The sequence below is a fragment of the Vibrio sp. B1ASS3 genome (genome assembly GCF_905175355.1).
In the GTDB taxonomy this organism is placed as follows: domain Bacteria; phylum Pseudomonadota; class Gammaproteobacteria; order Enterobacterales; family Vibrionaceae; genus Vibrio; species Vibrio owensii.
In genome coordinates, this window is sequence record NZ_HG992743.1 from 2122131 (window position 1) to 2136182 (window position 14052).

A 14052-nucleotide genomic window follows, 5' to 3' on the forward strand; every position below is an offset into this window, starting at 1 on the left:
CGAGCTTAGGTAAGCCCCAAATGAAAATAGGAATATGATTATGAAATTACCTTCTTCAAGTGCAACTGACCTACACAAAGCCAACATTGAGCATATGGTGTCTATGAAAGATTTCTCAGTCCGAGAAATGGACAACATGATGGAATTGATGAGCTACCTAAAACAAGCGCGAAAAGACAATGCTGTCCCACAGCTGTTCAAAGGAAAGTCAGTAGGGATGATTTTCGAAGCTGGCTCGACTCGCACACGCGTTTCATTTGAAGTTGCCGCAACGCTACTTGGTGGTCACGCTTTGTTCCTATCGCCAAAAGACATCCATCTTGGCGGCAAAGAATCGATTGATGATACCTCACGTGTTTTGTCACGCATGTGTGATGTGATCATGGCTCGCACTAACAGCCCTGAAACGCTAGATGGTTTGTTAAACATGTCTACCGTACCGGTTATCAACGGCCTAGATACCCGTTTCCATCCAACGCAAATGCTGGCTGACTTATTTACCATTCGCGAGCACATCACTGATGGTCGTCAGCTTAATGAACTGACTTTGGCATTCATGGGTGACGCTACCGATGTATGCCGTTCATTGATGCTAACTTGTGCGAAATACGGCATGGGCTTTAAGCAAATTGGTCCGGTTAAATACCACATGGAACCAGAATGGGTTGAGCTTGCAGAATCGTTCTGCAAAGAGTCTGGCGGTCATATTGAGATCACCGATGACGTAGAGCGAATCAGTGATTGTAATGTGGTCTACGGCGATAGCTTCTACTGGGTTACTCAAATGGATGAGAAAGAAGAGCGCTTAGCTGCCTTCATGCCTGATTACGTGATCACGGAAGAGCTAATGGCAAAAGCGAAGCCAGGTGCAATGCTTCTGCACTGCTTACCTGCAAACGACAAAGAGGAAGTCACTCGCGGTGCGCTAGAAAGTGAATACTCTGTGGCATTTGACGAAGCAGAGAACCGCCTAACGGCGCAAATGGCCATCTTGGTTTACTTCACTCATAAAGATGCAATCACGCCAAGCGAAGAAACCATCAAGCGTCACGAAGACAAAATCCTGACCTTCCTCAGCACCCTATAACGATCCCATTCACTAACTAACGTTTTTATTCGGCACACATAGCCAGACTTGCCTCTGTTTTGAGCGGTTGGTCTGGCTATCTATTGCCTGTATCAGCGTATCCACAGCGTTCCTACAGCAGCCAGAATTGGAGAACATTCGAAATGCACGGCGAAATCATCAAAGTATCTAGAAATACAGAAAATGCACCAATCAACGACGGCTCAACTCAATCGGTGGCTTTCTCCCATTACAACAATATCTCAGCGCAACTGCCGATTGACCCAGAAAGCCAAAAGTTAGTGGAAGGAGGCATCAAAGAGCAAACTAAACAATGCTTAAGCAATATTAGATCAATCGTGGATAGCATCGAGCACAGCTTAAATGACGTCGTTAAAATCACGATTTATCTTAAATCTATGACCGATCTGGATGCTGTCGATGAAGTTTATAAACAATACTTCATCAGCCACCTTCCAACTCGAAGCGTAATTGCCGTTGCTGCACTGCCTTTGGAAGGCGCTTTAGTTCAAATCGACGCGCTCATTTCGAACGGCGAAGGAACACCCCCTCAAGAACCTTGCGAGCTGATCAAGCTGGTAAGAAACACAGCAAAAGCCCCAGCCAGTTTACTGTCGAGCCAAAGTGTTGCGTTCTCACATTACAACCACATTTCAGCCCAACTGCCGATCGAACCAGAAACAGGCAATATTGCTGAAGGCGGGATCAAAGCGCAAACTCGACAATGTTTAAAAAACATCAAGAGCATACTGAATAGTATTGATGTCCCTTTTGATGACATTGTTAAACTCAATATCCATCTGAGAAGTCTCGACGACGCCTTTGCTGTCAATCAAGTCTACAGCACATTTTTTCCAGACTCAGCGATAGCAAGAAGCGTTGCCTACGTGCCCGCTCGTACTGTCACCAAAGCAGAGAGGTTACCAATGGACGCCTTGATACAAATAGACGCGACGGTTTCTCATGGGGACGGAACGCCACCACAAGCCGTAGAAGATAGACATGGGATTGTGATTCGCGCCCACAACACAGAAGCGGCACCAGTCAGCAAGTTCTCAACTCAAACTGTCGCTTTCTCGCATTACAATAACATTTCTGCACAACTGCCAGTCCACCCGTCGAGTGGCGAAGTTATTGCCAATGACATAGGCGAGCAAACCATGCAATGCTTAGACAACATCAAAGCCATCATCAAAAGCGTGCACCATGTAATGGACGACATCGTGAAGCTGAATATTCAGCTCAAAGATATCAGTGACTTGCAAGTTGTGGAGGATATTTTAGCAAGCTACTTTGATAAAGAACTTCCGGCGTGCACTGTCATCGGTGTATCGGAAATCTTTATGGACGCTTCTATCCAAATAGACGCTATCGTTTCTAATGGTGAAGGCACATTTCCAAAAGAAGAGCTTAGCTACTGAGCCTCATAAAATTATCGAGAAAAAGGTCAGCCCAGTAGCTGACCTTGTTTTTATCTGCACTTTCCTTGCCAGACATATTGCCAAAACCCAAGACTTCAAAGCGAACCTATAAACAGCCCAAATACTCCAACAATTTTGCGCGAAATGAAGACAAATATCTTTGTGATGTGCCTTCTAAAAGAAGCTGCAAAATTATGGTGTGATACAGCAAAGCATCAAGTATAAAACGATGCTTAAAACCTCTCCTTTTCTTTTGAAATCAAACTTCTAATGAAAATGCGAGAAGAACCCTCACTCCGCCCTCTGTCAGAGCTTTGTCAAGACAGAGAACACTCTCTTATCCTCGCATAAAACCTTCACATCACGGTCATAATCTAGGGTCTAAAATTACCGTTGAACTCGTGTCTACGGACGAAATTTTCAATCGTTAGTTGTGGGAGGTTGCTATGGAAAAGTACTGTCCAATATGTCAAACAGAGTTGATCGATAGAAGTCACTATCTTATCTGTCCTAGAAACAATATTGGCGAATGCGCGTATGATGGCTACGAGGATCACCACAACCATTGCTGTCATGAAGTGGGCGAAAACACCCATGAAAAAGAATTGGTCGCTTTAGATTAAACAAATCTAACAGTGACGAAGCATAAAAATGCCACTCAATGTTGAGTGGCATTTTTCTTTGTATTGTCTGAGATTTACGGGCAGGTTACATCTACGCTACCAACCAAAGTACTATCGGCTTGGACTTCAATGTTAAAACTATTGCCATTGGTTGATTTGAGACATGTCACTGAAACCGAGTAGGTTCCATCATTGTTATCCACAATATCACTAAATGAGCCAAACCCCCCAGCTGTGAATATGAATGCGTCCGAAGAAGAGTCAACAGTCACTACGTGCCCTCCATGCCCTAAATCGATACCATTCGAATCTTTAAGCGTGATCGTGATATTACCTGAACCATTTAACTCCGTAGGTGTTACAACACTTTCTTCAGCATCGACTTGGGTAACCGTTAAAGGCAACGAATTACTCAATGAGAGATCCCCAACAGCAGCACTCACGACATAACTGCCTGCAGTATCTGCAGTAACTAACACCGTGTACGTACCATCACCATTATCTACAGGAGTGCCATAGCTTAGCCCCGTGCCTTCTGGGCTCAACACCAAATCACCGTAGCTTTGTGTGTAAGCACTGCCATCAGCTTTCTTTAAAGCAACCGTGATAACTGCACTATGATCGCCTCCCACACCAAAGGTGGAAGTATCACTCGTGATGGTAGACTGAGAAGCGCTTGGTGCTACCGCCTCAAATGTGAGGTTTGATGTACCAATGGTTCCAGAGTCATAGGTCGCGGTAATAGTGACCTCTCCAACAACGCTAGCGCTAATACTGCTTGTATAAACCCCATCGCCAGCATTCACTAATTCCGTCTTATCAGCAGAGCCCGCTGTAATCGAGAGTTCAGGACTGTTCGATGATGGTACAAACGCATTGCCAGCGTAGTCTTTCAGTGTAACTGTCAACTGAGCAGTACTGTTGCCATCTGCTGCAATGGTGGTGATATCGGCTTGCAATGCCGACTGCGATAAATCAATGACGGCATTAAAAGTAAGCTCAACATCGTTAGCCAACTGAGTGCCACCTATACTCGCACCAAAGGTATAAGCACCTGCGTTTACTGTTGTAAAGACTGCCGTATACGAACCATCACCGTTGTCTGTTTTTGATACTTCCGTTACCCCACTAGGCACAGAGAATGAAATCTCCCCCGCAGACGATGTATAGTCAGCACCATTGGTGTCTTTTAGCTGAACCGTTACGGTAATCTGGTCATTACCATTTGCGTTCGCGGATTCTTTATCACGACTGAATGCAGCAGCAGACAGATTTAAGACCTGAGCATAAGACAAAGAAATAGAGCTGGATAACTGGGTGCCACCAATCGACACTCCTATTGATTTGTTACCTGCACTCGAGCTAGAGAAACTCACAGTGTAAGTACCATCACCATTATCTTGAGAAGTAACGGAACTAACGCCTGTTGACATAGAGAGCTGAAGAGTGCCGCCTGAACTTGTGTAGTTGTTACCTTCCGTATCTTTCAATTGAATGGTTACTGTGATCACATCGGATCCGTCGGCATTCGCAGAACTTTTATCACGAGTAAATTCAGTGTTGCTGAGGTCAAGAACTGGAGTAAATTCAAAGGAAATGGATTCAGCAAATTTACTGCCGTCTAGCGAAGCTCCCACTGTGTAGGAGCCTGACGTAGAGCTTTTGTACTTCACAGTATAAGAGCCAGCGCCATTATCTTGGCTGTCGAACTTAGTTAACCCATTTGGTGTATCAAAAACGACTGCACCGCCAGAACTGGTGTAATCATCCCCCTCTTTGTCTTTTAGCTGCAAGGTCACGGTAATAACGTCAACACCATCTGCGCTTGCTGAACTCTTATCAAGTGAGAAGTCAGCGCTGTTGGTATCTAACACTGGCGTAAACTCGATATCTATGCTGCTAGATAGTGCGATACCTGCAATCGATGCTGTGATATTGAAGGTTTTTGACGTTTCACTGATGAAAACGCCTGTGTAAGTGCCATCGTCATTATTTTGGTAAGACTTCAAAGTTAACCCAGAAAGCTCGCCAAACTTGATGTCACCACCAGACGATGTATAGTCATTTCCATCCGCATCTTTGAGTTGTACAGTCACCTTAATTTGTTCACTACCATCCGCACTGGCGGACGCTTTATCCCGACTAAAGACGGCATTTGAGAAATCAACCACAGGAATAAACTCTACTGTCGCAGAGCCTCCTAAGGCATTGTCATCAATCTTACCGGAGATAACGACTTCTTGCGCTTTTGTAGACGTTACCTTGGCGCTATATGTACCATCACCATTAGAAGTAACCCCAGAAATCATGACCTCTTCAGCAGGTTCAGCACTCAAGGTAAGCTCACCTGAATTCGATTCACGAGCCGTACCAAACTCATCGCGCTCCTGAACGGTAATAATGATTTCTGCGACACCGTCTGCCAGCGCTTCTGTGTTCTCAGCAAAAACGAACGTTTGAAGGTAATCAATCGGTAATTCGGCAAGACAATATTCATTGGAGCTTGGTAACTGAATATCAAAAGTGATCGCATTATCGGCGCTCGTCGTGGCGGTTGTACGTTCGCCCCAGTAATAACGGTTCTCAAAGTAAGAATAGGCTGAGCCCATGTATTCAATCGATTCGACCGCATCACTTTGCGTGGCGTTACCATCAGAGTCTGTTCTCCCCCATAAATAGTGAGAATAGTCTTGGTTGTACATCCAAAAATACGCTTCAGGTGCGGCTTTAAAGCGCGTGACGGCCATATCGTCGTCGGTACATACCAAGCGAGTTTTAATGGCTTGGTCAATTTTGTCACACAATTGAAGTGACATAAGTGAAATAGTGGTCGTGTCTGCTTTGGCGGTAAATTCTACTTGTGCCCACGTCTGCCCACCGTAGTAATAGAGTCGATATAACCCGTCTTCAACCAAGTTGGAAAACGTAATGCTATCCCCATTTACTTCACCCGAACTTTCATAAGAATAACCGGAATATAAGTAGTAATAGCCGGAGTCGACTGTCTGAGTTTTCGTTTCGTCGATTGGGCAAACTAACGACAGCCCTGTTTCGATATCAATACGAGGAGGGTTTACAATATTCAAGGTAGCCTTGAACGATTTAGTGGAGTCACTCGAGACACCAAAACAGAAGTCATCGAGATCGAGTCCCTCAGAACCATCGGCTACTTCAATAACCTCACCGTCCACTTCAATCGACGCCAGTAAGCTATTACCTTGGCTGTCGAGCAGATCAAAATGGCCAGCAAAGGCAGGCACTCGATTGATGTTTAACTTTTCAGGGTCATCGCCCCACCCAGAAGGCTTGTAAGCCCAACCACCGCCAGCTTTGGCAAAGGAGAGGCGTAACTTTTGATTATTGGGGTCGCCATTCGCATCCACAACGTCGACATCAAGTTGACAGCGATCTTGTCCGTACCAATCCAGATTGTAGTATGAGAGGTGAGTGATTGGTTTCGAGACGGTAAAGGTGTTTTCGTTTTCTTGCTCTATGACGGCATCACCTTCATAGCGCCATTTACCCGTAGAGTCGGTATAGCTCCAAATAGGGATCGTGCCGTCATCCAAAGATAGTGGTTCACCTGTTTGCGGATTTATCGTGGATTTTGGAACTTCAAATGCCAAGGTAACCCCTTCGCCATCAAACGATGACACTTTGTTGCCACTCTCATCACCAATCTCAATCGCAACAAAACCAGCAGAAATAAAGGTTACGCTGTCAGGAGAGGTAATATCGCTTGGGAGCTCACCATCAAATCCTTCTGGTGATAAACCACCAGGGAAAAGGTATAGCGGGTTATTCTCATCATCAGCTAGGCCTTTTGGATCCGCTGAAAACAGCATCATCGAAACAGAAACCTCTCCTAAAGGCGTAAAAGACTGCCCATCTTCACCGATGAACCCCGTGCCGGCAGGAATCGATAACTTGGCAGTTGCGCCATCAAGGATTTTTCCTCCATCCGTGCTGTCATCTTTGCTAACCGTCGCGACATCCACCTGAGAACTGGTGACGTGACCATCTAAGTCAACACGTTCTTCCGCAAAAGTAGTTGCCTCTTCAGCCTTTTCTGACTTAGGAACAATTTCAATCCAATAGTTATCGGACATCGTGGTTTGGGTCAGATCAAACACTTGAGAGTTAGAGAAAAAACCATCCCCTCTCACAATCACCGTCATCTTAGCCACTCCACCATTCACATCACTGGCGTTATCGACATCGAATGTGAATGGCACAATGCCAGATTCAGGCACTACCACAACGTTACTTTGAAATGCTTCCCCCAGATGGAAACCAGCCACTTCTCTTCCTAGAACATCTTGTACTCGAACGGCAAACGTCTCATTCTGATTGGCAACATCGAAAACAAACAGCAGTTCTAGATTAGACATTTCGGTCTCATCAACTCGATTAGAGACATTAAGTGACAAGCTTTGTTGGTGAGAGATTTGAGACGTTAATGAGGTGGTCGTTTCAGTGGTAGAGTCATTACAGCCCGATATAACAAGCAAAGACATCATTCCTATCAGGCAATACAACCCCGCCCTTCTGCACGTGTTGATCATAACCATAACCTAGCCTTTATTTTTATATGAAACATAATACATATAAATAGCAGCTAAATAATACACCTGCATGATGTATGGACAAAATCATACTCAGAGCACATTAGGATGAAACAAATGTTTTGCTATTCATTTGGGCATTTCTGCAATACAAATAAAAAAGCACCACATCTTTCAACATGGTGCTTTTTGGGGGAAATTCAGGGGGAGTCTATAGCACGGCTTTGCGGCTTGGTAGGAACACTTCGCCTAACATGCAACGTACTGAGCCACCGCCAATCGATTCGATGGTAGAAACGTCGAATGGCAGCACTTTACCGTGAGTCGCCAGTTGATTTTTTTGTGCTGGTGAGAACGCATCGTAAGCCGATTGAGACATAGCAATGACCTTATCGCCACGTACCGTTTCCAGCTGAAGGATGTTGCCGCAGAACTGGTTCATCTGCTCAAGAGAAATCGAGATCACCTGCTTATCTTTCGCCAATGATTTAAGCACAAAGCGACGCTCAAACTCAGGGATCACTTCATCACAAATCACGCAGAACTGCTCACCCACCGCCATCATCACGTTGGTGTGGTAAATCGGCGCGCCAGAAGGCAAACGGGTTTGGAAAGAAATCACACGATCATAACCAATGCGCTTGGCATAATCTTCTAACACCAGACGATCACAACGTTGAGAAAGCGCGGCATAAACGGTTTTGTTGAAATGGTCGAACACCATCACGCCTGTGCTTTCTAGGTAGGCTTCTTCTCCGAGGTATTCGGTTAATGAATCTTGTTGATGCACTTCACGACCCGCTTTTGCTAATGCAGCGACCAGCGCATCTGGGCGAACTTCATGCTGACGGTTTTCACACGCCATCGGGAAGGTATACAAATTGCCTTCTGGAGTGGTGCTAAACCAGTTATTCGGGAACACCGCATCTGGCGTGGCAATGTCTGATTGAGGGTAATCAAACTCGACGACTTGCACGCCTTCTTTACGCAATGTTTCAACCATCGCGGAAAATTCAGCCATGGTGTTACGTGAGACTTCTTCTCGAGTCAGAGAAACTTGGTGTTGAAACTCGTTGTCTTGCGCGGTTTCTTCGTTAAAACGAAACTCTTTCGGCGGCACCATCACAACGCAATTTGCGGTATGACGCAGAGCACTTTGCGTGCTTTCTTCTTTTCCATGTGCATTCTGAGGCACTGATTCGTGTAATAGCATCCAAACATTCCTTTTCACTAGAATGATGAGATTGTAAATTTATTGTTAACTTCGGTTTTGCTGTTTTTAATAATAAATTCATCAGCCAAAGGTAAATATTTCTGACAAAAACTCTTTTTGCCCGACTTTTTATTGTCACCGTGCCGATTTACGGTTTTGTGGCGTGTGAATGACAATCTCAAGAACAATGCACAAGTGAATTCTTTATAACCAACTAGTTACATTTAAAATGCAATCGGTTAGACTATTTTTTCGCCTCTCTCACGTACGTAATTTGTCTGCTTTTCTGGCTAGCAGACCTCAATATGTCTTATCACCACGTTCAGTGTTTCGACCTCGTCCAAGGTAGAAAGAATTGATGAATTCACTCTCTGGCGTGGCAATGTTTTAACTTTAGGATGAGTTATGTTTAAACGATTTGAAGGCTTTACTGAGCCGTTCCCCAAATCACAGCCTGACCAACCCCCAACCGGGATTTACGCCTTCTTGCGCCATTACACTCGTGGCTTTGAGAAACCGCTGATCATCATGTCGATCATGTCGACGATTGTGGCAATCGTAGAAGTGTCTCTGTTTGGTGCCATGGGCCAGTTGGTTGATTGGCTATCCACCAGCAACCCAGAAACTTTTTTGCAAGATAACAAAGCGGACCTTATTTTCTACGGCTCTTTATTGCTGGTTGTCATGCCAATTTTAGTGGTGGTTTACTCGCTGCTGATTCACCAAACTTTGCTGGGTAACTACCCGATGTCGGTACGTTGGCTTGCACACCGTTACTTGCTTAATCAAAGTCTGAACTTCTATCAGGATGATTTTGCAGGACGTGTCGCCACCAAGGTGATGCAGACCTCTTTGGCGGTCCGAGAAACCGTCATGAAGACGATGGATGTGTTTGTTTATGTCTTGGTTTACTTCACCAGTATTATCGTGATGCTGGCGGCAGCAGACTGGCGCTTGATGATCCCAATGTTGGTTTGGCTAATGGCGTACATCGCGATTCAGATCCACTTTGTTCCGAAACTAAAGGCCGTGGCTACTGAGCAAGCCGATGCACGTTCCACTATGACTGGGCGCATTGTCGACAGCTATACCAACATTCAAACCGTGAAGCTGTTCTCGCATAGTAAACGAGAAACCGAGTACGCCGAAGAAGGCATGAAAGGCTTCTTGAATACCGTATATCGCCAAATGCGCTTGGTGACCGGCTTCGACGTAGCGGTAGAGATCTCCAACTATCTATTGGTGTTCTCGGTGGCTGCGCTGTCGATTTATTTGTGGCTGGATAGCGCGATCAGCGTTGGTGCCATTGCAATTGCTGTCAGCTTAGCTCTGCGTATCAACGGTATGTCAATGTGGATCATGTGGGAAGTCGGTGCCCTATTCGAAAACTTGGGTACGGTCGTAGATGGCATGAAGACGCTGTCTAAACCGATCGACATCAAAGACAAAGCCGATGCGAAAGATCTGCAAGTTTCTCAAGGCGGCATCCACTTCGATAACGTTAGCTTCCACTACGGTGAGAAAAAGGGAGTGATTAACAACCTCGACCTTAATATCAAACCGGGTGAGAAAGTGGGCTTAGTTGGACGCTCAGGCGCAGGTAAATCCACCTTAGTGAACTTGTTATTGCGCTTCCACGATGTAGAAGAAGGCTACATCAAGATTGACGGGCAGGAAATCTCTAGCATCACTCAAGACTCGCTTCGCTCGAATATTGGTATGGTGACGCAAGATACGTCTTTGCTACACCGCTCAATCCGCGACAATATCTTGTATGGCAACCCAGATGCGACTGAAGAAGACCTGATTAAGGCGACTAAGCAAGCGCACGCACACGAGTTTATCGAAACCCTAACCGACCCGTTCGGCAACGTGGGTTACGACGCACAAGTGGGTGAGCGCGGTGTGAAACTGTCTGGTGGTCAACGCCAGCGTATTGCGATTTCACGCGTACTGCTAAAAGACGCACCTTTGCTGGTACTTGATGAAGCGACTTCAGCACTGGATTCCGAAGTGGAAGCCGCCATTCAAGAAAGCTTGAACGAGCTAATGCAAGGCAAAACCGTTATCGCCATCGCACACCGTTTGTCGACTATTGCACAAATGGATCGCTTGATTGTGCTTGATAAAGGTAACATCGTCGAACAAGGCACACACAAAGAGCTTATTGCCAACAACGGCATTTACGCTCAGCTTTGGGCGCACCAAACAGGTGGCTTCCTTGGGGAAGAGTTGGAGAGTTGATGCTCTTTAGGTAGCAGTAAATAACCAAACAAAAACGGCGCACCAAGCGCCGTTTTTTATTCAATTTTGCTATATCCATCCGTTTTATTCAGAAACCAACCCGACACATTTAGTGATCATGATCACTTAAAATCTCAACTATGAAACAACTTTATGGATGCAAATCACACTTTTTCTGCTAGTATAGCGCCCCGTTGCGTATTCGTTAGCAGTGGACACAACGCAGAGTATCTCGCTGGATTCATTTGTAATTTCACTTTTTGAGAAACAGCTATACTCAATTGATGGCTTAGTTATTAATCTAATAATAAGGTAATTAGCTTATGTGTAAATGTGGTTCAATGCAGATCGTACAAGTAAAACAAAGTTGGGCGGATAAATTATTCGGCTACTCAGAGCGCTGGAAATGCCAACTTTGCCGTAAGGTCTTCCGCTTCTAAAAGCACAATAAAAAATAATCTTAGAGTTTCTAAGAAAAAGCAGTGGCCCGACAATGATTGTCGGGTTTTGTTTTTTTCGCCCCTGCTCTATCTCGCCCACATGAATCCTATTGCTCTCAACCTAGCATCTAGCTGTCGGTTGGGTATAAAATCATGCCCACTTATTACTTCATCAACTCATACATAATCGGTCACTATGAACAAAAGTTTGCTGACTAATATCCTCGCGATCGCCATGATGGGCGCGGGATATCACATTCAAAATGATTACCTTTGGTACGCGGGTCTGTTCGCTTTTTCTGGCGCGATCACCAACTGGCTAGCTATTCACATGCTGTTTGAAAAAGTACCCGGCTTATATGGCTCAGGCGTTATTCCAGCGCGCTTCGAAGAGTTCAAGCTGGCCATCAAAAACCTGATGATGGAGCAGTTCTTTACTGAAGCAAACATCGATCGTTTCTTAAACAAAGAAATGGCAGGGGGTGTGAACATCAATCTTGAACCCGTGATTGAGAAAGTCGACCTAAACCCAGCGTTCGACTCATTGGTTGAAGTCATTGAAGGATCTCAGTTTGGTGGCATGCTAGCAATGTTTGGCGGAGCAGAAGCGCTGCAACCTATGCGCCAACCATTCGTAGAGAAGATGCAAGAATCCATTATCGATCTGAGTAAGAGCGACAGCATCAAAGAAGCGCTAAAAGAACAGATGGAATCGCCAGCAATGATGGATGAAATCAAGCAGAACATCGAAAGCATTATCGATCAGCGCCTTAGCGAACTGACACCAGCTTTGGTGAAAGAAATCGTACAAAAGATGATTAAAGAACATCTTGGCTGGCTCGTAGTTTGGGGTGGCGTATTTGGTGCCCTAATCGGCATATTGACCACTTTCGTCAGCGCTTAATTGATACAAGCTAGATACGAGAATTGAAAAGGAGCCTCCATGGCTCCTTTTTTGTGTCTGTCATGTGAACCCAAACGTGGGTATTAACCAAGCAGCTCTGGATTGACACCAAATCCAGTCTTGTGTTCTTCAATGACCACTTCACTACGAGTTTGTATCACACCTGGTAGCGTCCCTAGCTTACTCGACATAAATTCCTGATAAGCCTTCATATTCTTCACTCGCACTTTGATCATGGTATCGAAGTCACCCGACAGCGAGTAGCACTCTTCAATTTCAGGCATCAACTCGACCGCTTTAGCAAATTTCTCGAAAATCGAGAAGCTAGTTTGATCAAGACGAATATGAATAAAGACCTGCACATCCAACCCAAGCTTTTCGGCATTGAGCTCTGCGTGATAGCCATTGATGAAGCCTTCTTTTTCCAACCGTTTTACGCGTTCAGAGCATGGTGATGTGGTTAAGTTAACCTGCTTCGCCAATTCCACCACTGGAATTCGACCTCGAGAATGTAACACTCTCAAAATCTGTAAATCAATTCTGTCTAGTTGATAACTCATTAACCACATCCTTGTAACAACTCAGGAATCACCAGATTAATAGTTACTATTCAGTTTGCAAATAGTGAAATGAGCAACGTGTGAAACTCGCAGGCATTTAACGTTTGCCCTGAACAAAAAGTCGTCAAATATTCTAAAAATGAAAACATTCATGCGTCTAATTTATAAATAGGACAAACAATATAGGTGACTTTATTAATAAGATAATTTTGTTAACGAAAAAATGGAATGATGAACTTTGAATAGAAAAACATGAGCTTTTAAGAAAAGAAATGAGCCAAATGGTAAGGCAATAATAGGCAAAAATAATGAGGAGAAAGCAATGTTAACCCTACAACTCGCGTACAAGCCATTTGGTGTTGGTGAATGGACGTACACGACCGTTTCACACGAAGTGGCAAAATCTCTGGCGTCTGAATATGCCTCTTACGGCTGGCCAGTTATGATCGATGGAATGCCATTTGCAGCAGAGAAAGAACTGGCTGCTTAAACATCGATTACATGATTGCTGATGTCTGTCGCGCTGGATGTTGAACCACTTCACCGATAGCGCGATGGTTACAGCAACGGCAGTAGTACTGCGGTTCCATTTCGTAGTAATGCTCACCTGATACAAACTTTGCCATCAACTGAGTAAAACTCACGACTTTGCCAGTTAGCGTAGCGATATGCTCTGGTTCACAACGCTTCATGATCACTTTATGCTGCGTTGTTCTTTTGCAAACTGAGCAATAAATATTAGGCATTTCCTTTCTCCCTGATTTCCTGTGCTACTGACAATTGACATATTTTGTTCAAAATAATTCCACAATAAAAAAGCCCCTTTGCTTTTTTGTGTTCCACATCCAAAAAATGACACCCAAGAACTCAAAAACTGAGACCTTGGTCAGACCTCAATTTTTCGACCAAATTATGAAAAATAACACCTATGTATGTAATACTACGAGACATCATACATAACTGATTGTACGTACTTATTTTTTACATTCGGTATT

9 protein-coding genes are annotated in these 14052 nt (G+C 44.6%); 5 read left to right on the top strand and 4 right to left on the bottom strand.

Annotated features, from left to right (window positions below):
* Window positions 1-40 precede the first annotated feature (40 nt).
* Together argF and KJB05_RS27710 are read left to right on the top strand one after the other, a co-directional pair.
* The gene (gene argF / locus KJB05_RS27705) at window positions 41-1087 is read left to right on the top strand and encodes an ornithine carbamoyltransferase (protein WP_208444776.1); all 1047 of its coding nucleotides are present in this window, start codon (window positions 41-43) and stop codon (window positions 1085-1087) included.
* A 143-nt stretch (window positions 1088-1230) separates the two neighbouring features.
* Window positions 1231-2508, top strand: coding sequence for a RidA family protein (locus KJB05_RS27710; RefSeq protein WP_208444775.1), 1278 nt, complete (start codon window positions 1231-1233; stop codon window positions 2506-2508).
* A gap of 697 nt (window positions 2509-3205) precedes the next feature.
* On the opposite strand, the gene KJB05_RS27715 is transcribed toward KJB05_RS27710, so the two are convergent.
* Complete coding sequence (locus KJB05_RS27715; RefSeq protein WP_244142913.1) at window positions 3206-7522, bottom strand: Ig-like domain-containing protein; 4317 nt, start codon at window positions 7520-7522, stop codon at window positions 3206-3208.
* A 385-nt stretch (window positions 7523-7907) separates the two neighbouring features.
* Window positions 7908-8909, bottom strand: a complete 1002-nt coding sequence (locus KJB05_RS27720; protein ID WP_208444774.1) for an arginine deiminase-related protein — start codon at window positions 8907-8909, stop codon at window positions 7908-7910.
* Window positions 8910-9314: 405 nt separating this feature from the next.
* Here KJB05_RS27720 and KJB05_RS27725 point away from each other — a divergent pair, with 405 nt between their 5' ends.
* Complete coding sequence (locus KJB05_RS27725) at window positions 9315-11153, top strand: ABC transporter ATP-binding protein (RefSeq protein ID WP_208444773.1); 1839 nt, start codon at window positions 9315-9317, stop codon at window positions 11151-11153.
* Window positions 11154-11789: 636 nt separating this feature from the next.
* Window positions 11790-12497, top strand: coding sequence for a DUF445 domain-containing protein (locus KJB05_RS27730; RefSeq protein ID WP_208444772.1), 708 nt, complete (start codon window positions 11790-11792; stop codon window positions 12495-12497).
* 83 nt (window positions 12498-12580) lie between these two features.
* On the opposite strand, the gene KJB05_RS27735 is transcribed toward KJB05_RS27730, so the two are convergent.
* A complete protein-coding gene (locus KJB05_RS27735; protein WP_033005158.1) occupies window positions 12581-13057 on the bottom strand; it encodes an Lrp/AsnC ligand binding domain-containing protein in 477 nt (158 codons plus the stop codon).
* A 322-nt stretch (window positions 13058-13379) separates the two neighbouring features.
* Between KJB05_RS27735 and KJB05_RS27740 the strand changes: the two genes are divergently transcribed.
* A complete protein-coding gene (locus KJB05_RS27740) occupies window positions 13380-13547 on the top strand; it encodes a hypothetical protein (protein WP_009706656.1) in 168 nt (55 codons plus the stop codon).
* A gap of 7 nt (window positions 13548-13554) precedes the next feature.
* Here the strand turns inward: KJB05_RS27740 and KJB05_RS27745 are convergent, their stop codons facing one another.
* Window positions 13555-13803 carry a hypothetical protein gene (locus KJB05_RS27745; RefSeq protein ID WP_020194154.1) on the bottom strand — a complete coding sequence of 83 codons (249 nt, stop codon included), beginning with the start codon at window positions 13801-13803 and terminating at the stop codon, window positions 13555-13557.
* Window positions 13804-14052 lie beyond the last annotated feature (249 nt).